Origin of the sequence: Mycobacterium sp., assembly GCF_035640695.1 — a bacterium.
GTDB lineage: Bacteria > Actinomycetota > Actinomycetes > Mycobacteriales > Mycobacteriaceae > Mycobacterium.
In genome coordinates, this window is sequence record NZ_DASQVQ010000012.1 from 1 (window position 1) to 25,370 (window position 25,370).

Below are 25,370 nucleotides of genomic sequence, written 5' to 3' on the forward strand. Positions count from 1 at the left end.
GCCAAGCTGCGCCGAGACCTTTCAGTGTGAGTTCGCAGCCAGGTGGGCCAGCAGGAGCGCCTCCGCCGTGGCGGCGCGTTCCAATACGCCCAAATGCAGGCTCTCGTCGACGCTATGTGCTTGCGCGGCAGGGTCTTCCACGCCGGTGACCAAGATCGTCGCGCCCGGAAACGCCTGGGCGAACTCGGCGATGAACGGTATCGACCCGCCTTGTCCCATCAACACCGGATCGGCACCCCAGGCGTCGCGGAAGGCCGCCCGCGCGGCGTTGTACACCGGGCCGGCGGTGTCAATCGCGTAGGGCTGGCCGGTCTCGCCGGGAATGACGCTGACGTGCGCGCCCCATGGGGTGTGGTCCTCCAAATGACGGGTCAGTGCGGCAAGATGCTCCTTCGCGTCGCCTCCGGGCGCCACGCGAAGACTGACTTTGGCCCGTGCTCGCGGGATCAGCGTGTTCGACGACGTCGCGATCGGCGTGGTGTCGATGCCGATGACGGTGATCGCCGGTTTAGCCCAAAGCCGTTGCGCCACTGAACCGCTGCCGATCTCCTCGACCCCGTCGAGCATACCCGACATGTCGTGCACCCATGCCGGTGCGCGGTCGACCTCGGCCGCGGCAGCCTCGTACAAACCGGCGACCGCCACGTTGCCGTCATTGTCGTGCAGCGTGGACAGCAGCCGCACCAACACCATCAACGCATCGGGCACCACACCGCCCCACATGCCGGAGTGCAGCCCGTGGTCGAGCGTCGCCACCTCCACCACGCAATCCGCCAGGCCGCGCAGCGACACGGTCAGCGCCGGAACGTCGGTGCTCCAGTTGTCCGAGTCGGCGATGACGATCACGTCGGCGGCCAGCGTGTCGCGGTGAGCTGCCAGCAACCGGCCCAGCGACGGCGACCCGGACTCCTCCTCACCCTCGACGAACACCGTCACACCGACCGGGGGCTGGCCGTGCGCCTTGAACGCCGCCAAATGCGTTGCTATACCGGCTTTGTCATCAGCGGCCCCGCGGCCGTACAACCGGCCGCCGCGCACCGTTGGCTCGAAGGGCGGCGACGCCCATTGCGTATGGTCACCCTCGGGCTGCACGTCGTGGTGGGCGTACAGCAGCACGGTCGGCGCCCCCGGCGGTGCCGCATATCGCGCAATCACGGCAGGTGCGCCGCCCTCCTCGACAATCTGCACGTCGGGAAAACCCGCCTCGGACAACAACGTTGCGACCGCTTGGGCGCTGCGACGCACCTCGCGTCGCCGGCCGGGGTCGGCCCACACCGACTCGATGCGCACCAGATCCTCCAGGTCGCGCCGCACCGACGGCAGCACGTCACGCACGCGTTCCACCAGATCATTCATAGACGCGAGACTATGCGCCGAAACTGTATTCCGCGCGCCCCCTCCCGCCCGGGCCTTTTTCCGCGCGGCATGCATTTTCGCGCCAAACGACACTATCGCCGCTAATCAGCGCTGATTGGACTCCAGCACCGCGACCGCCGCGGCCGTGTCGCCCTCGTGTGTCAGCGACACATGAATCGTCACATCGGCGAGGTGCTCGGCGATCGCACCCGACAGCCGCACCCGCGGCCTGCCCCACATGTCGGTGATCACCTCGATATCGCGGTGAATGCCCTCCGGCAGCACCGGTTTCTGGGCGAACCGCGAACCCGACCACGCCTTGATGACGGCCTCCTTGGCCGCCCACCGGGCCGCGAGATGGCGCGCCGCCGACGAGCTCTTGTCCGCTGCGTCGCGCCGCTCGCCCGGGGTGAAGGTTTCCGCGAACACCGTTCCCGGCCGATCGACCTGCTCGGCGAAGTCGGGGATGGAGACCAAATCGATCCCCAGCCCGACTATCGCCATGCGAGCACGCTATCTCACGTATTGGTCGTGCTCGCCGAGCCTCGACGAGGGGTCGAGCAGCATCTCGGCTTCCTGCCGCTTCTCCGACGCGTTGTGGTCGAATCGACGGTCGGCGGGCCGTTCGTAGAGCGATCGGCCGCCGGCGATCGCCGTCACCAGGGTGCGCTGACCATCCAGCACCCGCGCCTGGGCGCGCTGCTGGTAGGACTCGCGCTGTTCGGCGGCAATCGACGCCACGAAGGCCTGCGGGTGCACCAGCGCGATCAGACCCGACACGTGGCCGAACCCGAGGCTGGTGACCAACCCGGCCTTGAGTGGGAACTTTTCGCCCAGCCGAAGTGTCTCGCGGGGCCACACGAAGTGTGCGGATGCGGCCAGCTCATCGTCGACGCAGTCCAGGCTGCGGTTCGGCGGCACCACGCCGTCGCGCAGGATCTGGCACAGGCCCATCAACTGGAACACCGCGGCGCCGCCCTTCGCGTGGCCGGTGAGGCTCTTCTGCGACACCACGAACAGCGGCGCGCCGCTGGACCGGCCCAGCGACTCGGCGAGCCGCTCGTGCAGCTCGGTTTCGTTCGGATCGTTCGCCAGCGTCGAGGTGTCGTGCTTGGAGATCACCGCGATGTCGTCCGCGCCGACACCCAGCCGGGCCAGCGACCGGGCCAACGGCGAGTCCTTGCCGCCGCGGCCGGCACCCAGCGCGCCGAGCCCGGGAGCAGGAATCGAGGTGTGCACACCGTCACCGAACGACTGCGCGTAGGCCACCACGGCCAGCACCGGTAAACCCATCTTCACTGCGAGGTCGCCGCGTGCCAGCAGGATGGTGCCGCCGCCCTGGGCCTCGACGAACCCGAGCCGGCGCCGGTCGTTGGCGCGGGAGAACTTCGAGTCGCTGATGCCCTTGGCGCGCATGGTCTGGGTGTCGGCGGTGGCCGCCATGTCACCGAACCCCATGATGGCCTCCAGCGTCAGGTCGTCGAAGCCGCCCGCCACGACCAGCTCGGCCTTGCCCAGCCGGATCTTGTCGACGCCCTCCTCGACCGAGACCGCCGCGGTGGCGCAAGCGCCGACCGGGTGGATCATCGCGCCGTAGCTGCCGACGTAGGACTGAACGACATGCGCGGCAACAACGTTCGGCAGGACCTCCTGCAGGATGTCGTTGGGCTTATTCCGGCCGAGCAGGTTGCCGTGATACATGGTCTGCATCGACGTCATGCCGCCCATGCCGGTCCCCTGCGTGTTGGCCACCAGGGTCGGGTGCACCCAGCGCATCAGCTCGGCCGGGGTGAATCCGGCGGACAGGAACGAGTCGACGGTCGCGACGATGTTCCACAGGGCTACGCGGTCGATCGAGGTGGCCATGTCCTGGCTGATGCCCCACACGGTCGGGTCGAAGCCGGTCGGGATCTGCGCGCCCACGGTGCGGGACAACTTGGTCTTGCGCGGCACACGAATCTCGGTGCCCGCCTTGCGGGTCACCTTCCAGTCGGCGCTGTCGGGCACCGGCGTGGCGACGGTGTGCTCAGGGTCGAACCGCACGAATGCCCGCGCGTCGGCCTCCGACGACACCACGAACGAGAAGTCCTGGTCCAGGAACACCGACACCAGAAGCGGCGCGGCGTGATCGGGGTCGATCGCGCCGTCGTCGACGAACTCGCGGATCCCAGTACGCTCGACCACCGCGTCGTGGTACCGCTCGACGAGCTCGGATTCGTCGATCAGCTCACCGGACGCAGTATCGTACCAGCCCGGCCTCGGGTCGTCCTCCCACTTGATCAGCCCGGTCGTCCACGCGAGTTCGAGCACGCCGGCCGCCGACAATTCGTTGTCGACCTCCATCTCGAAGCGGGTGCGCGACGAGCCGTACGGGCCGATCTCCGCGCCACCGACGATCACCACCAGGTCGGCCGGGTCGACGTCGAGGTCTTCCCATGCCGGTGGCGGCGCGGCCACATAGCCGCGGGGCGGTGACGGCAGCGCGCGGATCGTGGCGTCCGTCGACTTCGTGTCGTCGGCCGCCTTCTCGGTCGTGGCCTCTTCGCGCGCCTTGGCGGCCAATTCGGCCATGTCGATGTCGACGTCGCCGAGCCCGCCGGTGAGGTCGACGTGCAGCGGCTCCTGCGCCGCGGCGACCTTCGACTCAATGTCGCAGAGCTTCAGCAGCATTGACGCCATCTGAGCGGTGGAGTAGGTCGTGACGCCGGCCTCTTCCACCGCGCTGACGATCGCGTCGTTCTGGCCCATCAGCCCGGTGCCACGCGTCCAGCCGATCAGCGCGTGCGCCAGCGATACTCGCTGAGCCCACGACGACTCGGCCTTCCACCGCGACACCACCGCGTCCAGCGCGGACTTGGCCTCACCGTAGGCGCCGTCGCCGCCGAACATGCCTCGGTTGGGCGAACCGGGCAGCACCACGTGCAGCCGCGACGCGATGTCGTGCTCGGCGCCGATCGCGGACAAGCCGCCGATCAGCCGCTGCACGGCCCACAGCAGCACCTTCATCTCCATCTCGGCGCGCGCGCCGGCCTCGGACAGGTCACCTGCCACGCGCGGGGCGGCGAATGGGAACAGCAGCGTCGGCGTCATCGCATCCTTAATGTGAATCGACTGCGGCCCAAGGCTTTCGGTCTGCTCATTGCCGACCCACCGCACCAACGCATCGATGTCGGAGTAGGACGCCATGTTGGCGGGCACCACCCACAGCGCCGCGCCGTAGCGGGCGTGGTCCCGATACAGCGCGCGGTAGAACGCCAGCCGGTCGTCGTCGAGCCTCGACGTGGTTGCGATGACGGTCGCGCCACCGTAGAGCAGCTGACCAACCACCGACGCAGCAATCGAACCCTTCGAGGCGCCGGTCACCACAGCGACCTCGTCGCTGTAACGGCCCTTGCCCGGGTTCTCCGCGCCGCCGGCCGCGCGGCCGAACAGCGACGCGTGGATGTTGCGGCCAGCGGCCAGGGCCTTGCCCTGCCACCATGTGGCCTGCGTACCGACGACATGACCGGCGCCCTCGAACCGCTCCGAGAGCATCGGCCAGTTCACGTCGATCTCGCCCTCGTCCATCAGCCACAGCTTTACGAGATCCTCGCGGGCACTGGCCCAGCGGTCATCGAGCAGCACCGCTTTCTTGGCGTCGAACACCGGCGCCACCAATCGCGGCCAGTCCGAGCCCAATTCGGCCGTGACGAGATCGATCAGCTCGGCGTCGGTTGCGGTCTCCGGCGCGGTGACCGGACTGTCGAGACCGAGCTGGCTCAGCACGAGCCGTGCCGCCGAGGCCAGCACGCCGTCACGCCCGGTGATCTGCTCGGTGAACTCACCCAGCGCGGCGGCGTCCACGGTCGCACCGCCGCTGCCGGCGGCCGCCGGCAGCGCTACCGCGATACCGTGCCGCGCGCCCACCGCACCGACCGCCGCGTCGATGACCTTGTCGACCGTCGCCGCGTCGGCCAGCGCGCCGTCGTGCAACCCGCCGAGGCTGTCGCCGCGGACGCTGCTGCCTTCGCGCGTACCGAGCGCGACCTCCACGGTCACGTGCTTGGCCCACCCCTCGCCGAGCTCCCAAGTCTTCTTGACCCGCTCGGTGATGTAGGCCGGCCGCTTGCCCGACGGGCCAAGCACCGTGCGCAGCTGGTCGTTGATCGCGTCGGAGAGCACCGGGCCGAACGGCTTGTACGTCCGGGCCAGCTTTGTTACCTGCGACTTCAAGCCGGCAAGGTCGGCCTCGGCCGCACCGTCGATGGCGCCGAGGTTCAGCTCCGACCCAAGGTCAACGAGCAACTGGTTCCGCCGCGACGACGCCCCATCGGTGATCGACTCAATCGAGTCGAGCGGCTCGATCTGGTCGATCCGCATCTTGGCCGACAGCGCGATCATCGCCAGCGTGGCATCGGCAGCGTCGAACGCGAGGTCCTCCGGGCGCGGACCGCCCGAGGGAGCGCCCGCCGGCCGTTGCGGCGCGGCCCCCGCAGCCGGTACGGCCCCCGCAGCCGGCGCAGCCCCCGCAGCCGCGGCCTCCCCAGCACCCGGTGCGGCCCCCGCACCCGGCGCCTCGACCGCCACCGGCTCGGGCGATGGCTCGTCGACGTCCGAATCTGGGTCGGTGTCCGTGGCGAAGAGCACCGGGGCGTCACGCTCGCAGTTGAGCACTTCGACTGTGCTGTGGGCATATTCGGGCAGCTTCAGGGTGTTGCTGGCGAGCCCTGCGACGGTCGGCGCCGATTTGACGCCGATCTCGACGAACCGCTCCACCCCAAGACCGCCCGCCGCCACCTCGGTGAACAGCAGATCCTGCGTCTCGATCCAGCGCACCGGGCTGGCGAACTGCCAGGCCAGCAGTTCGATCAGCACCTTGCGGGCCATCTCGCGCGGCTTCTCGTTCCTCCAGGTGTCGTAGTCGGCGAGGATCTCGTCGAGCGGCTCGGCGGGCACCAAGTCGCGGATCTCCTGGATGAAGTCGCGGTCCAGCGTGAACGGCCGCGGCACCAGGTTCGGGATGTAACGCCCGATGATCAGGTCGGGATCCTTGTCGACGGGCATCACGCGCTCGAGCGAACGACGGAATTCGGCGACGCCCACCCGCAGCACCGACGAATGGAACGGCACGTCGATGCCGGGCACCAGGATGAACGAGCGACGGCCGCCGGAAAGTTCACGACGCCGCTCAACTTCTTCTTCCAGCGCCTCGAGGCCGCGAACCGTGCCAGCTATCGCGTACTGAGAACCGCGCAGGTTGAAGTTCACGATTTGGAGAAATTCTCCGGTATTCGCCGCGATCTGGTCGATGAATGCAGGTACGTCGGCGTCGGCGAGGTCGATCTGCGAGGGCCTGATCGCGGCCAGCCGGTAGTTGGACCGGCCGAGCTCATCGCGCGGCACGATGTCGTGCATCTTGGAGCCGCGGTGGAAAACCACCTCCAGTAGCCCCTCGAGCTCGTAGACCCCGCTGACGCAGGCCAGCGCCGTGTACTCGCCGACCGAATGCCCGCATGCGATCGCGCCCTCGACGAACGCGCCCTGCTCGCGCATCTCGGCGACCTGCGCCGCCGCGACGGTCGCCATCGCGACCTGCGTGAATTGCGTCAAATACAGCACGCCCTCGGGATGCTGGTAATGCACACCCGCGGCGATCAAGCTGGTCGGGTTGTCCCGGACCAGGTGCAGCACCGAGAAGCCCAGCGTCTCGCGGGTGAACTTGTCGGCGGAGTCCCACACCTTGCGGGCGGCCTTGGACCGGGCCCGGACCTCCATGCCCATGCCCTTGTGCTGGATGCCCTGGCCGGGGAACGCATAGACGGTCTTCGGCGCGGCCAGCCGCGCGGTCGCCGACATCACCAGCTCGGAACCGATTCTGGCGGCAACTTCGACAATCTCCGCGCCCTGGTCGATTCCGACACGGTCGACGCGGAAGTCGATCTCTGCGCCCGGCTCGACCATACCGAGGAAACGGGCCGTCCAACCGATCAGCCGGGCCGGCGGCGCCGGCTTGCCATCGGTGGCGGCGACGACGTGCTGCGCGGCCGCCGAGAGCCACATCCCATGCACGATCGGCGCTTTCAACCCCGCAAGCAGTGCCGCGGCGCGATCGGTGTGAATCGGGTTGTGGTCGCCGGAGACCACCGCGAACGGCCGCATGTCGGTCGGTGCGGTGATAGTGACGTCACGGCGGCGCCGCCGTGGCGTGTCGGTGGCGTTGTCGGACACCGCTCCCCCGGCGCGCACCGGATCGGTGAGCTCCGCGACACCGGTGCGGCCGCGAATCGCGAAGCGCTCCTCCAGCCTCGCCAGCACGGTGCCGTCAAGGCCTGCGATCGTGACCGATACCGGAATCACACGGCCCACTTCGGTGTCGGTCGCGGCCAAAGCCGTTGCGGTTACTATCAATTCGGCGGACTCGGTCGGCAAAGGGTTGGTCAGATGGGCGGCATGATCCAGGTGCACCAGGCTGAGCAGACCCTCGATCACGGGCACGCCGGCGTCGGTCACCGCCGAGCCAATCGCCGCGAAAACCGCGGGCCAGCAGCGGCCAACCAGCGCGTCGGGCACCACCGTGCGGGTCGGCGCCAGAGGCGCACCCAACGTCGCGGTGACGCCCGTGTGATCGGCTACGTGCTCGGGGTTCCACTGGGCCGTCACGCGGGCGGTGCCGTCGTGAACGTGGGGCAGCGAGCCGGGGCCGTCGACGCCCGCGGCGATCGCGAGCACCGACCGCATCGCAGTGGCGGCGTCCTCTGTCGACACGACCGGGGCGCCGCCGTCGATGCTCGCGTCGGTCAGCGTGAACCGGATATCGATCCAGGTCCTCGATAACGGCACGCTGAGCACGACGCTGCCGTCGCCTGCCGCTTCCAGCCGCGCACCAGTGGAAGGATGTGTCGCGCTTGGGTAGCCCTCCGTCGCCTCACTGCCGCCCGCCCGGTGGCTTTCGCGCACCTGCCACTCGCCCGGCTCGGCGATGCGGTGCACCGGGTTGGTTGCGATGCGTCCGGCCCAGAACACGTCAGGGGCGTCTAGCACCACGGCCAGCGGACCGGTGACGTCGATGCGTCCCCGACGCCGGGTCGGGACGCGTTCGGGCTCCACGCCCGCGGCCAGCACGTTGTCGACGGCGCCCTGCTCGAATCGGTCCAGCAGCTCGCCGACGGGTTCGTTGAGGCGGGTGATGCCGGCGACGGACGCAGTGCCGGGAATGATGCACACCTGGTCGGCGTCATAGCGCTCGTCGTGCGCCTGCCACAGCGAGTCGCTGCGCCACCACCGGCGCACATCCTGGTCGATCACCGGCACAAAATTCACCGGCTTGCCCAGCGTCTTGCACAGTTGGACGAAGAACGGCACGTCGGCCGGATGCAGCTTGATGGTCTCGGCGTCGGGATAACGCGCCAGCAGTGCCGCAATCGCGTCGTCCGGGCGCTCCAGAAGTTCGGTGTCGGAGAATAGCGTCTCGATCGGACCGAAATCCTTTGGGTGCAACCGAGACTCGGCGCGCTTCAGCATCTCCTCGAACCGATCGCGCCACGTGTCGGCCAGCCACGGGCTGCCCGGCGACGCGGTGTCGGCGGTGCTGTTGCCTTCGCCGATCGTCAGTTCGACGTAGCGGCGCAGCCACTGCAGGTACGTCATTTCACCGACGTCGCCGAAGTACGGCTTGGCGGTGCTGGCCATCGCGGCTATGAGCTCATCGCGGCGCGCGGCTACCGCCTCGGCGTCACCGGCGACCTCGTCGAGCAGCCGGCCGCAGCGCGACGCGGTGTTGTCGATCTCGTGGATGTCGGCACCGAGCTGGCTGCGGCTAGAAGCCATGCCGCCCTGAGCTTTTCCGGCTCCGATCCACTTATCCGTGCCGTTGGTCTCGACCAGCATCCGCTTCACCGACTGCGATGTAGTGGATTCCTTGGTGGCCATTGCCGCGGTGCCGACCAGGATGCCGTCAATCGGCATCAGTGGATAACCGTGCGATTCGGCCCACCGGCCGGACAAGTACTCGGCCGCGCGTTCCGGCGTTCCGATGCCGCCGCCGACGCAAACCGTGATATTGGCCCGCGCCCGGATTTCGGAGTAGGTGGCCAGCAATAGGTCGTCGAGGTCCTCCCAGGAGTGGTGCCCTCCGGCGCGGCCGCCCTCGATGTGCATGATCACCGGCTTGGTGGGCACCTCGGCGGCGATGCGGATGACCGAACGGATCTGCTCAACGGTGCCGGGCTTGAACACGACGTGAGCGATGCCGATGCCGTTCAGTTCGTCGATCAGCTCCACGGCCTCCTCGAGATCGGGAATGCCGGCACTGACCACAAGACCGTCGATCGGTGCACCGGATTGGCGAGCCTTCTGCACCAGCCGCTTGCCGCCGACCTGCAACTTCCACAGATACGGGTCAAGGAACAGGGAATTGAACTGGATCGCGCGGCCCGGCTCCAGCAACGTGGTCAGTTCTTGGATCCGATTGGCGAAGATCTCTTCGGTGACCTGCCCGCCGCCGGCCAGTTCGGCCCAGTGGCCGGCGTTGGCCGCCGCCGCAACGATCTTGGCGTCGACCGTCGTCGGGGTCATGCCGGCGAGCAGGATCGGCGACCGGCCGGTGAGCCGGGTGAACTTCGTCGACAGCTTCACCGCGCCGTCGGGCAGGGTGACGACGGTCGGTGCGTAACTCGACCACGGGCGGGCCACCTCCGGCACCGCGCCGACGGTGAACAGGTTGCGTTGGCCGCCGCGGGTGGCCGCCGGAACGATGCCGATGCCGAGGCCGCGGATGACCGGCGCGGTGAGCCGGGTCAGGATGTCGCCGGGTCCGAGGTCGAGGATCCAGCGGGCCCCCGCGTTGTGCAGCGCGGTGACGTCGTCGACCCAGTCGACCTGGCGCACCAGGATCGCCTCCGTCATCTCGCGGGCCAGATCGACGTCGATGCCGACTTGCTCCGCCCAGCGGCCGACCATGTCGACGCCGTCGGCGAGCCGGTGGCTGTGGAAGCCGACCTCGACCTGAACGGGCTCGAAGACCGGGTTGAACACTGCGCCGCCGCGCAGCTTGTTCTTGCGGTCGGCGTCCTCCGCCTCAACGATCTGCATGCAGTACAGCTCGAAGCGCGACAGCTGCTCGGGAGTGCCGGTGATGACGACCGAGCGCCGGCCGTTGCGAATCGACAACACCGGCGGCAGCACCGTGCGCACGTCCTCGGCGAATTCCTCGAGAAGCTCGTGGATGCGATCGGGGTCGGCATTGGTCACCGACACCATCGGCGGCCGGTCCCCGAGCACGGCGATTCCACGGCGACGGGCCACCAGTGTGGCGGCGGCGCCGATCAGCTGCGCCATCGCCAGCAGCTCCACGTCCCTGGCGCCGCCGGCCTTGAGCGCCTCGACAGCCAGCACGCCCTGGGAGTGGCCGGCAACCGCCACCGGAGGCGACGCGGTCAAGTCCATGCCCTGCCGGGTCAGCGCCCGGATGGCCGCGATCTGCGTGAGCAGGACCCCGGGCACCGATGTCGCCGCCGATGTCAACTGCTTTACGGGGGGCACCGGCTCCTCGGCGGCCAGTGCGCGCACCCAGCGCAGCGGCTCGAAGCCGATCGGGCGGACCACCACCAGCTCCTTGGCGACCGGCTCGAGTAGCAAGTCCGCTTCGCCAGCCAGCGTGGCCAGCTCGGCCTCGATGCTCGCGGTCGACACCAGCTCTTCAAGAGTTTCCAGCCAGGCGCTGCCCTGGCCACCGAATGCGACGGCGTACGGTTCGCCGGCATTGAGACGATCCACCAGCGCGTGCGCGCCGGCCTCCGGTGCCCCGGGTCCACCGTCGCGGTCAGCGGACACTCTCTCGTATTCGTAGATCGTCACGTCTGGCTATCTCCTCGGTGCTTTTCGATGCTTATCGCGTGTCGTGTCTCGGCCCGTGTTCCGCACTGCTGACCTGCGCTGCTCGCGAAGGCGTGATGATTCCCCGTCGAATCTCAGCCGGACTTCCGACTGATTTCGGTGCGCGCCGGCGGGTCTGCGAGCCGGCCCAACCAGCTCGGACGGCTCCGCCGGCTGCCATAAGAGTGTCATAAGACCGAGGGTCAATCCTGTCGCGAAAATGGTTACTGACGAGTTCTACGGACGGGTAACCGTGGCGGAGGTAACACCGGGCCTGACAACCGGTTGAACCCCGTCGGACAAACGTCCTGCATGTAAGTGGTTACGGTTGAGTAGGCGCAACGGTGCTGATCACAGCATGATTGTTATCGAATCGTTACTTAAAAATTCCCTGGCAAGTTCGGCGATCACGCTCGTCCGGCCAAGCACTTGTTAGGGCGCGACAACAATGTCAAGGATTGGCAGTCACTGTCAAATGTTTGCTGTCGACCCTACTGCGAGGTAAGTTGCCGGCCTCCGATTTAGTCCCACTGGCCAAATCTCGGCTTGAGGATGTGGTTGACGTCCACGCCGACGCCGCCGACGCTGCGCTTGTCGATTTCGATCTGGTGCAGGTGCGCGGCCGGGTGCGTGAACCCCTGCGGCGAACCCCAGTTGTGCTGCCAGAAATAGGAGCCCAGGCCGTCCTGCAGCGCCCAGTCGATGGTTTTGGAGTTGGCATAGACGCCGACGCGCTGATGCCCCAGCACCGTCTCCCAACCGCGCAGATACGGCGCGACCTGCCGCTTGTACTGGTCGAACGTCGGGTCGTCGTCGATTGAGGCGTAGATCGGCGCCCCATACGAGCCGCCCGCCGCAACGTGCAACTGCCAACCGCGCTGTGCGTGCCTGACCCCGGCGGCCTGCCCGCCGAGCCAGTCGGCGGTGTCCTGCTTGCCGTACTGATAGCACGACACGACCTTCAAGCCGTTCTGGCAGAGGTCACGGGCCTCGGGCAGCTCGATCGGCTTGCCCTTCATCCACTCACCGCCGGGGCGGCGGTCCGACACGTACCGGATCACGCCGCGGGCGCCGGCCGCCTTGATCGCATTGGCGGCGATCACACCGGCCGCATAGTCGAGCACAATCCCGATGGGCTGCACGACCGGTTCGGCGTGAGCCGTCGCCGGCACGACCGACGTGATGGCGTCCACAGTCCCGCCAACGCCGAGGGCGGCCGGCATCGCTGCCGCCAGCTTCAGCAAGTCACGGCGCGATATGGACACGAGCCACAGAGTACGACAGCGGCCTCAGATTTCACATGAACGCCACAGGTCACAACTGCATCACCTTTGGCGCGGTGCGGCGTGGCGCGATTCCGTCGCGGGCGTCCCCGGTCTATCCGCTGGGCAGTGAGTTCAAGTTGAACGCCGCACCAAGGGGACCGGTGACTGAGCTATCGAGAAAATCTGAGGCCGCTGGCCGGCGTCACTACGCCTGCCGTTCGCGCAGTGTCCGACTCGGCGGCTGACCAAACACGGCCCGATAGGCCTGACTGAATCGGCCCGGGTGCGCCCATCCCCACTTGGCCGCGATCGCGGTGACGGTATCGGCGTGCGAGTTGGCGGCGAGCAGTTCGCGATGCGCATGCTGAAGCCGCACCCAGCGCAGATAGGTCAGCGGTGTGGTGTCGAGCTGGCGCCGGAACATGTACTGCACCGCACGTGGAGTCAGGTGAATGGCTTCGGCGATGTCGTCGAGCCCGACGTCGGTGTGGGCGTTCTCGTGGATGTAACCGATCGCGCGGCATAGTGTGCTGCTCGCGGCGTGACCGTGCAGACCCCAGTCGGCGGCGACTAGGGGTGCTGTCGTGGGCTTCGGGGTGGGATAGGCAGGGGATGCCAGGACCACAGACCACCTCCTCGGCGGCATGAGCAGTTCCGGGCTGCTGCTCAACCCGCTGGGATACGTCAGGTTAGCGTCCCCGGCCAAGGCACGCGCTCCCTTCCGCGCGTAGTGCCACACTGTGCTCGAGGTGTTACCCGTCTGGCTCGCGCAGCGAATCGGTTGCGACCCCGGCCGGCCCGAGGGTGCAACAATCCGCAGATGTTCCTGCATGTGCAACTCGACGCCAGCCCGGACCGCGCCGCAGAGCGCGCCAAGACACTCGCCGCCGCAGGCGTCGACGGCTTGTTCACCTTCGAGGGTCAACACGACGTGTTCCTGCCACTGGCCTCGGCCGCGCCGGTGGCCGACGTCGAACTGATGACTAATGTGGCAATCGCGTTGCCGCGCAGCCCTCTTCATCTCGCCCATGCCGCATACGACTTGCAACTGCTGTCCCGCGGGCGATTCCGGCTCGGTCTGGGGTCACAGGTGCGCGCACACGTCGAAAACAGGTATGGGACCAGCTGGAGCCGCCCGGCCGCGCGTATGGGCGAAACGGTGCTGGCCGTTCGGGCGATCTTCGATGCGTGGCAGCACGGACACCGGCTTGAGTTTCGGGGCGAATTCAGCAAGCACACGCTGATGCCGCCGAACTTCAGTCCCGGGCCCAACCCATACGGCGCGCCGCCCATCTATCTGGGCGCGCTCGGCCCGGTGATGACCCGCACCGCGGCGCAGGTGGCCGATGGCCTGCTGATGATGCCCTTTCACTCGGCGCGGCACTTCCGTGAGCGAACGCTGCCCGCGGTCGACGCCGGGCTCGCGCGGTCTGGTCGCGGGAGGACCGATTTCGACATTGTGCCGCAGGTGATCGCCGCAATGGGCCGCACCGACGAGGAACTCGCCGCGGCGTCGCGGGGCGCGCGCATGCTGTTGGGCTTCTACGGCTCCACACCCGCCTACGCACCGGTACTGGAGATCGAGGGCCGACCCGACTTGCAGCCCCAACTCAACGTGTTGTCCAAGCGCTTGGCCGTCGACGAAATGACCGGACTGATCGACGAGACCCTGCTCACCACCCTCGCGGTGCGCGGCACTCCCGAGGAGTGCGCGCAGGAAATCCTTGCCCGCTTCGCGGACGTTGCCGAGCGCGTCTGCGTGTACTTTCCCGGCTATCAGGTCGACGTCGACGACATCCGCGCACTCGCGAAAGCACTGCACGGAGGTTAGATCGCCATCCGACATCGCCGGAGCCGAGGCGGTGTGACAATTACTTAGTGACGGAGAACGGGCGGCCTGACTCCCCCGGCCCGCATTGGCCGCACGTTGGAGTTTTCCGCTATCTCGCGAAGGACGACCGCTGGGAATGGTCAGATGCCGTTGCGATGATGCACGGATACCAGCCTGGAACAGTAACCCCGACGACCGAGCTGGTCCTGTCTCACAAGCATCCCGATGACAAACCGACCGTCGCCGAGCTGATCGAGCAGGTCCGCGAGCACGGGGTCCCGTTTTCCAGTCGCCACCGCATCATCGACACCCGCGGCAAGACCCACGTCGTGGTGGTCGTGGGCGACCGCTTGCGCGACGGGGACGGCCAAATCATCGGCACGACGGGCTTCTACGTCGATGTCACCGACGAATTCGACGCCGACATCCGCCACTCCGTCGACGAAATTGTCGCCCAGATCGCGAAAAACCGTGCCGTCATCAATCAAGCAATCGGCATTTTGATGCTGGCCTACGGCATGTCGGCCGACAAGGCTTTCGACATGCTGGCGTGGCGCTCCAAGCAGACCAACGTGAAGCTGCGTCACATCGCCGCGCGATTTGTCTCGGCTGTCACGACGGCGTCGCTACTTCCGGAGCAGGTTCGTGATCAACTCGACCGAATTCTGCTGACCGCTCACAAGTCAACCGAACATCCGGTGCAGCCCGGGGAGTGACCGAGATAACCGGCGCAACGTATTCCGCCGGCGCGGGGTCCCGTGATGCTCGCACGGTCATCTCGTCGCGCCGCTCGTAGCCGCCCCACGCCCGGCCAGCAACTCCGCCACGGCCCAGCCGCTGCCGCGGCTGCGTCCGACGATGACCGCGCCGCACCCGGTCCAAACCACGTGGTTCGGACATGTTGCTCCTGCTCACCGGCAATGTGGGCGCATTGCGCAGCGAATCGACTCGAACTATAGTCCGGACACATGTCCAGAATGCTCGAGGATTGCCGATGACCGCCCGACGTTGTAGCGAATGCTTCGAGCGGCTTGACGGAATCTTGCGCTGGCATTCGTCACGTTGATAACGACCACGACAACGCGGCTGTCCGGATCCGGCACTGGGTCACGTAAGTTTCACAACGGCCGACTCTGGTGAGGGACTGAGGATGCGAATTGCGTTGTTGTCCTACCGCAGCAAGACGCACTGCGGCGGGCAAGGGGTGTACGTGCGTCACCTCAGCCATGGGTTGGTCGAACTCGGACACCAGGTCGAGGTGTTTTCGGGTCAGCCGTATCCGGACGGTTTGGACCCGAGGGTCGTGTTGTGCAAGGTGCCCAGCCTCGACCTGTACCGCGAGCCGGACCCGTTTCGGGTTCCGTGGCCCAGCGAGATTCGCGATCGCATCGACCTGCTCGAGCTGGCCACCATGTGGACGGCCGGCTTCCCGGAGCCGCGCACCTTTGGCCTACGTGCGTCCCGCCTGCTGTCGGCACGCGCCGGCGACTTTGATGTGGTGCACGACAATCAGAGCCTCGGGCCGGGGCTGCTGAAGATCGCCGCGGCCGGCCTGCCGGTGGTGGCAACCGTGCATCACCCGATCACCCGCGACCTGGTCCTGGATCTCGCCGCGGCCCGATGGTGGCGTAAACCGTTGGTGCGCCGCTGGTACGGCTTCGCCAAGATGCAGCAAAAAGTTTCGCGCCAGATTCCGGACCTGCTCACGGTTTCGTCGTCGTCGGCGGCCGACATCGCTTCGGACTTCGGTGTGGTGCCCAGCCAGCTTCACGTCGTGCCCCTCGGCGTCGACACCGCGCTCTACAAGCCGGCACCCGAGCCGCGAGAAGCCGGTCGCATCATTGCGATTGCCAGCGCCGACACCCCACTCAAGGGCGTCGCAACGTTGCTTCATGCGGTGGCCAGGCTTCGCGTTCACCACGACCTCGAGCTCCAACTGGTCGCCAGGGTCGAGCCCAACGGACCCACCGGCAAGCTGATTGCAGAGTTGGGCATCTCCGACATCGTCCACATCACCAGCGGGTTGTCAGATTCGGAGCTGGCGGCGCTGTTCGCTTCTTCGGAATTGGCCTGCATACCCTCGCTATACGAAGGTTTCTCGCTGCCCGCGGTCGAGGCCATGGCCAGCGGCACGCCGATCGTCGCCAGCCGGGTCGGCGCACTACCTGAAGTGCTCGGCACCGAGGGCGACTGCGCCGAATTCGTCAAGCCCGGCGATGTCGACGAATTAGCCACTGCGCTAGCCGCATTGCTCGACTCCCCCGAGAGGCGGCGACGGTTGGGCGTCGCCGGCCGACGCAGGGCCCTCGACGTGTACAGCTGGGAATCGGTAGCGGCCCAAACCGTCCGGGTCTACGAGCGAGCGATTGCCAGAGTGGCGAACGAAAGCACGCCGGAGTGCTGACGGTCGAATTCGATCGGCTCGGGATCGGTCCGGCGGCAAGAGTCATCGACGTCGGTTGCGGGGCCGGTCGTCACACCTTCGAGGCATACCGGCGCGGCGCAGACGTCGTCGCGTTCGATCGGGACACCGCGCAGCTACATGAGGTCGACGAGATACTGCGCGCGATGGCCGACAACGGTGAGGCACCTGCGTCGGCCACCGCCGAAGCCGTCACCGGTGACGCGCGGAGCCTGCCGTTCCCCGATCGGACCTTTGATTGCGTGATCGCGTCAGAGATCTTGGAGCACATCCCTGAAGACGACGCGGCGATCTCCGAGCTGATCCGGGTGCTCAAGGTCGGCGGAACGCTCGCGGTGACGGTTCCACGCTGGCTTCCCGAGCGACTGTGCTGGTTGTTGTCCCAGGAATATCACAGCAACGTGGGTGGGCACGTCCGGATTTATCGCGCCAGCCAACTGCGTGACAAGATCGCTGCCGGCGGGATGGTGCTGACGCACCGGCATCACGCCCACGCCCTTCATTCCCCGTTCTGGTGGCTGAAATGTGCTGTCGGGGTATCACGTTCGGAGCATCCATTCGTCGCCGTCTATCACCATCTGCTGGTCTGGGATCTCATGCGTCGACCCGCAGTCACCCGGCTCGCCGAGTCGGCGCTGAACCCATTGGTAGGCAAGAGCGTGGCACTGTACTTCGCGAAACCGGAGGCGGCCGTTGCGCTGGTGTGACGCACCCTGGGTGCCAGGCGTCCTGACGCCTGAGGAATCCCATCAGACCGGACTCGCCATCGCGGCCGCACAGGAACCGTCGGGGGCCATTCCGTGGTTCGACGGCGGGCACACCGACCCATGGGACCACGTGGAGTGCGCGATGGCACTTACCGCGGTCGGACTAACGGAGCCGGCCCGCGCCGCATTCGACTGGTGCCGCGCCACCCAGCGACCGGACGGGTCGTGGCCGTTGCAAGTCCGCCGCGGTGTGGTCGAAGACCCCAACAGCGACATGAATTTCTGCGCTTACATTGCGACCGGCGTGTGGCATCACGTTCTGATCACCGGCGACCGATCGTTTGCGGCGACGATGTGGCCGGTGGTTAATTCCGCAATAGACTTCGTGCTGGATTTCCAGGCGAGCGATGGCGAAATCTGTTGGGGCGCGGGGCCCACCGGGCCAGTCGAGGAATCCCTGTTGACAGGATGCGCAAGCATGTTCCACAGCATCCGCTGCGCGCTGGCGCTGGCCAACTTCGTCGACGACCCGCAACCCGATTGGGAAATCGCGCTCGGGCGGCTGGGCCATGCGATCACCCGGCATCCCGAGGCCTTCGCCGAAAAGAACCGGCACTCAATGGATTGGTACTACCCGGTCCTCGGCAGCGCCTTGCGTGGCCGCGCCGGCTCCGCGCGAATCGGCCAGCGGTGGAACGACTTCGTCGTCCCCGGGCTCGGCGTGCGCTGCGTTGTCGACCGGCCCTGGGTAACCGGCGCCGAGACGTGTGAACTCGTGATTGCCCTCGATGCACTCGGCCACCGGACCGCCGCGTTGGAGCAGTTCACGGCGATGCAGCACCTGCGTGAAGGCGATGGCTCGTATTGGACAGGACTGGTGTTCGCCGACGGCAAGCGGTGGCCCGAGCAGCAGACCACCTGGACGGGCGCGGCGATGATCCTTGCCGCCGACGCGCTGTCGGCGACCACGCCGGCGGGTGGCATCTTCCGCGGACACGATCTGCCGCATGGGCTGGAGGGCGACTTCGACTGTGCGTGCGTGGCAGCTGGCACCGACTGCTAGCCCGCGACGTCCCGGCCCGGGCTGCCCGATACCCGCTCCAACACCCGCAGCGATCCGGTCACCGACACCTCGTTGAACTCGCCGCTTTCGACGGCGCGGCGATAGATGTGGTACGGCGCCTGGCCACCGTCGCGGGGGTCGGCAAACACGTCGTGAATGATCAAAGCGCCGCCCACTGCCACCCATTTCGCCCAGCCATCGAAGTCCTGCTGTGCGGCGGCTTGGCTGTGGCCGCCGTCGATGAACAACAGCTGCAGCGGCATTCGCCAGGCCCGCGCCACAACGGCGGACTTCCCGACCACCGCGACGACGTGGTCGTCAAGTGCGGCCGCATCGAGGTTGCGTCGGCACGCCGGCAACGTGTCGAATCGTCCGGTTACCTCGTCGACCAGAGTCGCGTCGTGGTATTCCCAACCCGGTTGGTGTTCTTCGGACCCGTGGTGATGGTCGACGGTGTACAGCACGCTGTCTCGTGCCTCCGCCGCCGCGCCGAGCAGGATCGTGGATTTCCCGCAGTAGGTGCCGATTTCGATTCCCACCCCGCGGTCAAAGTAGCTGGCCGCGGCGTCGTGCAGCGCGCGGCCCTCGTCCGCGGGCATGAACCCGGTTGCCTGTTCGGCCAGCTCGAACAGTTCGGCGGGCCGGCCGGACAGGGCCGCATCTGTGCGACTCATGCCTGCACCATAGCGTTGCCGCCGGCGCACTGTTGCAGTAGTGTCCAGACACGTGTCCGACCCCGTGGCGCTGGAGTCGACGCGGCGCCGACTGACACCGAAACAGGCCGACACGATCGCGCGGCTCAGCGCCGCGGCGCTGGCGGTGCTGCGACGAGAAGGCTTCTCCGGATTGACCATTCGGATGGTCGCCGCCGAAGCGGGCGTCGGGGCGGCAACGGCGTACACGTACTTCTCCTCGAAGGAGCATCTCATCGCGGAAATCTTCTGGCGTCGTCTCGCGTCGGCCCCGCCACCGGTGACCGACTCAGCCGAGCCCGCCTCGCGCGCGGTTGCCGTGCTTCGCCACGCCGCGTTGCTGATGGCCGACGAGCCGACATTCGGCGCCGCGGTCACGGCGGCGCTGCTGGGCCGCAATCCCGACGTCGAGCACCTGCATAGCCGGATCGGGCGCGAGATCCGGCAACGCCTGGTCGCGGCGCTCGGGCCGGCCGGCCGGCCCGACGTCGTCGAATCACTGCAGCTGCTGTGGGCAGGAGCGCTGGTGTACGCCGGTATGGGATACGCCTCATACACCGAGATCGCCGACCGGCTCGACAAGTCGGCCCGATTGATCGTGGCCGCTTAGACCACGGTGAGCGGCAGCGAGTGTCGCGGCTGAAACTGGAATGTGGCGCCGGTGCTGACCTTCGCCACCGACACCTCGCCGAATTCGCTTGCGGCATCGGCGCGCCGAACCAGCCGAGCGGTCCAGTCGGTGTCGGATCCGCCGACTTCCACGTCGAGATGCGGGTCGACCGCTCGCACAATCGCTTGGAGCGGACGGTACTCGGCCGGTGTGCACAGCGATATCCATGCCCCGTCGTCATGAGCGGGTGATCGGCGGACGCGGACACCGTCATCGGTGATCGCGGCCTGGACGTATGCGGCGGGGTTGAACAGCGGATGCAGTTCGAATGTCCGCTGTGCGCCGGCGAGCCCGGCGGGTAAGGCCAGCGCGTGATGGATGCGTTCGGCGGCCAGCCCACCGACGCCGATCAGCTGGCGGGTGCAGATCGATCGGGCTCGTTCGGCATCGGCGCGCGCGTGCACGGCAAGCGCGAAGCCCTGATACAGCAGGTGCATCTGCAGACACACTTCGTCGGCAATTCGCACCAGCGCGGAATGTGAGAACGCGCCGAAGTCCACGTCGGACAACAGCGGGCCCGCGTAGTCGTCCATGCCCACCTGCGTGGGGTCAATGGCGTCGAGTTCCAATGTGGCCGCCCGGGTTTGGCGCACCTTGGCAAGAGTCGGGATTGGCGTCGCCGGTGAATGGGAGTCGTCGATGATCACCGTCCAGCGGCAGTGCGGATGGCGGTCGGCGGGCACTCGGGGCGGCCGGTGGATGGGCCGCACCTGCGCGTGCGGATTGGTCGCCACGGCGGTGGCGTCGAACGTCGGGTCCTCGATGTCGTGGCACATGCCACGGACGTAATCCTCACCCATCGGCTCGACGTCCATCAGCGCGCCGCAGTGATCGAGGCGGAATTCGCCGTGCCAACGGTCGTGCACCGTGTAGCGGAAATCCATGTATTGCGGTGGTGCGCCGATATCCAGCTGCAGGCCCTTGAAGATAGTGACGACGTCGTTGCCCTCGTAGCGCAGCGCCTTCTGCATGCGCTTGGTGTAGATCGGGCTGGCACTCGCCCACTCCTCAATCGCCACTTGCAGCATCTGGTCACGACCGAACTCCTTAATACACCAAGCCATTCCGGCACGGTCGATCATCTGACCGATCAGCAGCAACTCGGGCACCAACGTGGCGAGCTGGGCCCGGGACAGGCTGGCGAACCTACTTGTCATGGAGCGTCTTGCCGACATGCATCTGGACGGCATCGTTGACGTTGTCGTTGTTGTCTCGCGCTGCCCCGCTTTCCTCGGCCTTTTTGCGTTTCGCCGCAACGCGTTTGATCGCGCCGTCGAGCTTGGAACCGAGCGGGAAACCGACGTAGTGCGTGAGGAAGATCGCAATCTCGCGCAGTTCCTCACGCGTCAGCTCTTCATTCTGCAGGACCGCATTGACCTGGACCTCCATCAGTTCTTCCTGGCCGAGCGCGGTCAGTACACCGAGCAGCATCATCCGCCTGTCGCGCATCGACAATCCCGGCCGGGTCCAGATGGTGCCGAACAGATGATCAACGGTCAGCGCGAAGAATTCGCCGGGCATGTCCGGCATCTCCCACGCGTAGACCTCGTTCATCTTCTCGAGGCCCTTGCGGCGCAATTCGTCCATGCTCACTCCTTCGTGTTCGATGCCGCATCGGGCACCCCTAAACCCTCGGCCAAGTGCTGAAGCGCCACCTGCGCCAGTGGAAGCTCGACCGACACCGCCTCACCGAGCGCCAGCGCCAAACTCAGGTCCTTCTCACCGAGCCCGCGGGTGTGCGTGAACGCGTCGTACAACCAGTGGTCCGGCTGCAACGGCGCCATGTCGTCGCGAACCATGATCGCGCCGGGCCCACCGGTCAACGCATCCGTGTGACGCACAACCCGCCCGAGTGCTTGCAGATTGAGCCCCGCCGCCTCGGCGAGTTTCATCGCCTCACCCGCAGCAGCATACGACGTGAAGGTGAGCATGTTGCGGGCCAACTTCATCCGCGTGCCCGCGCCCGGTTCGCCGGCGTGAATTACCAGCGACGCCCACCTTTTGAACACCGGCTTGATGCGCTCGTAATCCTGGCGTTTGGCGCCGACCATCGTGGCCAGCTGGCCGTTCTCGGCGGCCCCGCCTCCCCCGCTGACCGGTGCGTCGACGATGTGAATGCCCTGTGGCTGCAACTCTTCGGCGAGTTCGACGGCAGTGCTATCGCTGATCGTCGAGTGGATCGCGATCACCGTGTCGGGCTTGGCATGTCGCGCCAGCTTGCCGATGACGTCGCGCACCTGTTCGTCGTTGAGCACGGTGATGCTGATGATGTCGGCGCCCGCGACGTCGGCCAGGCTGTCGGCCAGTGTCGCGCCGGCTTCGCCCAGCGGGGCCATCATCTCGGGCCGCACGTCGTAAACGATTATGCCACCGGGCCAGTCGACCAGCCGCTTGGCCATCGGGGCGCCCATGTTGCCTAGTCCGATGTAGCCGAGCCTGACGTGGCCATCGCTCATGATCGGATGATCTGGCCGCCGTCGACGTTGAAGATCTGTCCGGTGATCCATTTCGCCTCATCGGACAGCAGGAACAGGCACATTCCCACCAGGTCCTCCGGGGTGCCCATGCGGGCCAGCGGGATGCCCTTCACGATGTCGGCGACCATCGCTTGGGGCGTTGTGGTTCTGGTGGCCTCGGTGTCGATCGGCCCGGGCGCAATGGCGTTGATCCGGATGCTCATGCCGCCGAGCTCCCGCGACAGCTGCTGCGTCAGGCCATTGATGCCTACCTTGGCCAAGCCATAGTAATTGGCATACAGCCATGCCGCGGTGGAGGATTGGTTGACTATGGCACCGCCGCCACGCTTGGCCATCATCTTGTACACCGCCCGGGTACATACCAGCGCACCGTCGAGATTGACGCTCATGAACTTCTTGTAGTAGTCCCACGGCACGGTCAGCAGCAGGTCGAGCTTCATGCCACCGTAGATGGCAGCGTTGTTCACCAGGTAGTCGACGCCTCCGAGCTCGGCGAGCGTACGGTCGGCCATTGCCTTCGCCGATTCCGGGTCGGACACGTCGACCGGAATGTGGATCGCCGATCCGCCGTCTGCGACGATCTGTTTGGCGACACCCTCGGCCGCATCGGCGTTGATGTCAGCCACCACTACCGCGGCGCCCTGGCGGCCGAGAGCCTGCGCATAGGCCGCGCCGATACCGCCTCCGGAGCCGGTGACAATGGCCACCTTGTTGTCGAATCGTCCCACGCTTATTCCCCTCTGCCGCCGACAGCGGCTGACTCGGGGCGGCGCCTCGCCGCTGACTCGCTCATTGCATCGCCTCCGCAACGGCCTTCGTCTCGAGATATTCCTCGAAACCGGCACGGCCCATTTCGCGCCCGGTTCCGGACTGCTTGTACCCACCGAACGGCATGTCTGCCGAATACCACACGCCGCCATTGACGTTGATCGTCCCCGCGCGAATCCGCGACACGACCCAATTGACGCGGTCGGGGTCCTTGCCGAACACCGTGCCGGACAACCCATACGGTGAGTCGTTGGCAATGCGGACCGCGTCGGCGTCGTCGTCGTAGCCCAATACCACCAGCACGGGCCCGAAAATCTCTTCTCGGGCGGCCTTCGCGTCGTTGGTGAGACCGCTGATCACCGTCGGCTCGACGAAGAAGCCGGTCGGCAGATCGGCCGGCCGGCCTCCGCCGCACGCGAAGGAGCCGCCGTCGGCGATCGCCGAATCCAGATACCCCTGCACGCGGTCGCGCTGTTTGGCCGAGATCAGCGGTCCGCAGATGGTGCCCGGATCGGTCGGATCTCCGACCTTGATATAGCCCATCGTGCCCGCCGCGGCCGCCACCGCCTCGTCATAGCGGTCGTTGGGTACCAGCAGCCGGGTGGTGATCGCGCATCCTTGGCCCGCGTGCGTTGCGGCGGTGAACGCCGACACTGCGCAGGCGCCGGCGAGGTCGGCGTCGTCGAGCACGATGAATGCCGATTTCCCACCGAGTTCCAGGAAGGCCTTCTTGATCGTCTGCGACGCTGCGGCCATCACCGCGCGCCCGGTCGCGGTCGATCCGGTGAACGACACCAGGTCGACGCGGGGGTCTTCGGCAAGCTGGGCGCCTATCCGGTGGTCGCTGGACGTGACGATATTGACCACACCGGGCGGGAAGTCGGTCTTATCGGCGATAATGTGCCCGACCTCGGCGGCGCACCATGGGGTGTCGGCCGCGGGCTTGAGCACGACGGTGTTGCCCGCGGCCAGCGCCGGTCCGAGCTTGGCAAAGTTGATCTGATGGGGGAAATTCCACGGCGTGATCGCGCCGACAACGCCGAACGGCTCACGGACGATCCGCCGCTTTGTCGGGATGCCCAACGGTGATGCCGCGCCAAGATTTGTTGTCCACTCGAACGTCTCGGCGGTGTCGATCGCGAAACCAAGGTCGTCTACCGGTCCCTGCAACTGAGCGCCGGCGGTCAACGACACCGGGCAACCGACCTCGGCGACGGTGAGATCACGCAGCTCCTCGATATGCTCGTTCAACGCGTCGCGCAGCTGACGCAGGCAATGCACGCGCAGCGCGGTGTCCCGCGACCACTCGGTGTCGTCGAAGGCCGACCGCGCCGCGGCGATCGCGCGATCCATGTCGGCAGCATCGCCGTCGGCGGCGTCGCCCAGCGCTTCCTCGGTAGCCGGATTGATCGTCGGGAACGTCCCGGCCCGGGCCGGGACCAATTGGCCGTCGATCAGCAGCTCCGTCACCCTGCTCGACACCGTCGTCATCACTGGCACACTCCCTGGACACTTGTCTGCCTATTCTACGCGCACAGTAATTCTCTCAGTCGCAGCGGGCAAGCAGCGGACCGGCTCGCAAACCAAGGATCGTCCGAATCAGCCGAGCTGCCCTTGCGTTTCACCCGGAAGTTGTGTACCCGGCCCCGATCCGGTATATGCTAGACACATGTCCAGTGAAGCCGTGACTGAGGTCACAGATCTCGGGGCACGTCGCAGCAATCGCCGGCAAGAAAAAACCATCCGCAAGGTGCTCGACGCCGCAGTGGAGCTTCTGCATCAGTCGTCCTACTCGGACTTGACCATGCGGGCCGTGGCCGCGAAGGCGGGTGTCGCACCGGCAACCGCATACACGTATTTCTCGTCGAAGAACGCGTTGATCGCCGAGGTGTATCTGCGCCGCGTACAGGCGGTGCCGCTGTTCACCGACGTGAACCAGACCACCCAGCAGCGGGTGACCTCCCAGCTGCACGAACTGGCGCTGCTTGTCGCCGACGAGCCCGAGGTGGCGGCCGCGACCACTACCGCGCTGATGGGCGACGAACCGGAACTGCGCCAGGTGCGCGAGAAGATCGGCATGGAGGTGCGCCGACGAATCGCCTCGGCGCTCGGGCCCGGCGCGTGGCCGGAGGTGCTGTCGACTTTGGAGATGATCTTCTACGGCGCACTGGTGCAGGCCGGCAGCGGATCGATCACGTATTACCAAATGGCCGACCGGCTCGACAGCGTCATTGCCCTGATCATGGGAAGTGCCGAATGGTGACGGA

General features: G+C 66.9%; 18 protein-coding genes. 7 read left to right on the forward strand and 11 right to left on the reverse strand.

Going from position 1 to position 25,370, the window contains the following annotated elements:
- Positions 1 to 21: 21 nt before the first annotated feature.
- The 5 genes from VE759_RS01805 to VE759_RS01825 form a co-directional block, all read right to left on the reverse strand.
- Entirely contained in the window at positions 22 to 1,356 is a 1,335-nt protein-coding gene (locus VE759_RS01805) for a dipeptidase (RefSeq protein ID WP_414687810.1), read from the reverse strand.
- Positions 1,357 to 1,461: 105 nt separating this feature from the next.
- On the reverse strand, positions 1,462 to 1,860 hold the full coding sequence (locus tag VE759_RS01810) for a holo-ACP synthase (protein WP_324927663.1): 399 nt from the start codon (positions 1,858 to 1,860) through the stop codon (positions 1,462 to 1,464).
- Between the two features lie 9 nt (positions 1,861 to 1,869).
- Complete coding sequence (locus VE759_RS01815; protein ID WP_324927664.1) at positions 1,870 to 11,190, reverse strand: polyketide synthase; 9,321 nt, start codon at positions 11,188 to 11,190, stop codon at positions 1,870 to 1,872.
- 539 nt (positions 11,191 to 11,729) lie between these two features.
- Positions 11,730 to 12,473 (reverse strand): glycoside hydrolase domain-containing protein, encoded by a 744-nt coding sequence (locus VE759_RS01820; protein ID WP_324927666.1) that lies wholly within the window; start codon positions 12,471 to 12,473, stop codon positions 11,730 to 11,732.
- Between the two features lie 205 nt (positions 12,474 to 12,678).
- The gene (locus tag VE759_RS01825; protein ID WP_324927668.1) at positions 12,679 to 13,098 is read right to left on the reverse strand and encodes a helix-turn-helix domain-containing protein; all 420 of its coding nucleotides are present in this window, start codon (positions 13,096 to 13,098) and stop codon (positions 12,679 to 12,681) included.
- Between the two features lie 195 nt (positions 13,099 to 13,293).
- Between VE759_RS01825 and VE759_RS01830 the strand changes: the two genes are divergently transcribed.
- The 5 genes from VE759_RS01830 to VE759_RS01850 all read left to right on the forward strand — a co-directional run bounded on the left by VE759_RS01830 (position 13,294) and on the right by VE759_RS01850 (position 18,496).
- Entirely contained in the window at positions 13,294 to 14,304 is a 1,011-nt protein-coding gene (locus tag VE759_RS01830; RefSeq protein ID WP_324927670.1) for a TIGR03617 family F420-dependent LLM class oxidoreductase, read from the forward strand.
- Positions 14,305 to 14,351: 47 nt separating this feature from the next.
- Positions 14,352 to 15,020 carry a PAS and ANTAR domain-containing protein gene (locus VE759_RS01835; RefSeq protein WP_324927672.1) on the forward strand — a complete coding sequence of 223 codons (669 nt, stop codon included), beginning with the start codon at positions 14,352 to 14,354 and terminating at the stop codon, positions 15,018 to 15,020.
- Between the two features lie 434 nt (positions 15,021 to 15,454).
- Entirely contained in the window at positions 15,455 to 16,708 is a 1,254-nt protein-coding gene (locus tag VE759_RS01840; RefSeq protein WP_324927674.1) for a glycosyltransferase family 4 protein, read from the forward strand.
- On the forward strand, positions 16,702 to 17,433 hold the full coding sequence (locus tag VE759_RS01845; RefSeq protein ID WP_324927676.1) for a class I SAM-dependent methyltransferase: 732 nt from the start codon (positions 16,702 to 16,704) through the stop codon (positions 17,431 to 17,433). The genes VE759_RS01840 and VE759_RS01845 overlap by 7 nt, the downstream gene beginning before the upstream one ends.
- A gap of 10 nt (positions 17,434 to 17,443) precedes the next feature.
- Complete coding sequence (locus VE759_RS01850) at positions 17,444 to 18,496, forward strand: prenyltransferase (RefSeq protein WP_414687811.1); 1,053 nt, start codon at positions 17,444 to 17,446, stop codon at positions 18,494 to 18,496.
- On the opposite strand, the gene VE759_RS01855 is transcribed toward VE759_RS01850, so the two are convergent.
- Positions 18,493 to 19,170, reverse strand: a complete 678-nt coding sequence (locus VE759_RS01855; protein WP_324927680.1) for a class I SAM-dependent methyltransferase — start codon at positions 19,168 to 19,170, stop codon at positions 18,493 to 18,495. The two genes, VE759_RS01850 and VE759_RS01855, sit on opposite strands and share 4 nt — an antisense overlap.
- Before the next feature lie 52 nt (positions 19,171 to 19,222).
- On the opposite strand from VE759_RS01855, the gene VE759_RS01860 reads away from it, so the two are divergent.
- A complete protein-coding gene (locus VE759_RS01860; protein WP_324927682.1) occupies positions 19,223 to 19,798 on the forward strand; it encodes a TetR/AcrR family transcriptional regulator in 576 nt (191 codons plus the stop codon).
- On the opposite strand, the gene VE759_RS01865 is transcribed toward VE759_RS01860, so the two are convergent.
- From VE759_RS01865 to VE759_RS01885, 5 genes are all read right to left on the reverse strand, one after another.
- The gene (locus tag VE759_RS01865; RefSeq protein WP_324927684.1) at positions 19,795 to 21,015 is read right to left on the reverse strand and encodes a hypothetical protein; all 1,221 of its coding nucleotides are present in this window, start codon (positions 21,013 to 21,015) and stop codon (positions 19,795 to 19,797) included. The genes VE759_RS01860 and VE759_RS01865 overlap by 4 nt on opposite strands.
- Positions 21,005 to 21,445, reverse strand: a complete 441-nt coding sequence (locus VE759_RS01870) for a carboxymuconolactone decarboxylase family protein (RefSeq protein ID WP_324927685.1) — start codon at positions 21,443 to 21,445, stop codon at positions 21,005 to 21,007. The genes VE759_RS01865 and VE759_RS01870 overlap by 11 nt, the downstream gene beginning before the upstream one ends.
- Before the next feature lie 2 nt (positions 21,446 to 21,447).
- Entirely contained in the window at positions 21,448 to 22,314 is an 867-nt protein-coding gene (locus VE759_RS01875) for an NAD(P)-dependent oxidoreductase (RefSeq protein WP_324927687.1), read from the reverse strand.
- Complete coding sequence (locus tag VE759_RS01880) at positions 22,311 to 23,063, reverse strand: SDR family oxidoreductase (RefSeq protein WP_324927689.1); 753 nt, start codon at positions 23,061 to 23,063, stop codon at positions 22,311 to 22,313. Before VE759_RS01880 ends, VE759_RS01875 begins: the two co-directional genes overlap by 4 nt.
- Before the next feature lie 61 nt (positions 23,064 to 23,124).
- Positions 23,125 to 24,594, reverse strand: coding sequence for an aldehyde dehydrogenase (locus tag VE759_RS01885; RefSeq protein ID WP_324927690.1), 1,470 nt, complete (start codon positions 24,592 to 24,594; stop codon positions 23,125 to 23,127).
- 178 nt (positions 24,595 to 24,772) lie between these two features.
- On the opposite strand from VE759_RS01885, the gene VE759_RS01890 reads away from it, so the two are divergent.
- A complete protein-coding gene (locus VE759_RS01890) occupies positions 24,773 to 25,366 on the forward strand; it encodes a helix-turn-helix domain-containing protein (RefSeq protein WP_324927692.1) in 594 nt (197 codons plus the stop codon).
- Positions 25,367 to 25,370 lie beyond the last annotated feature (4 nt).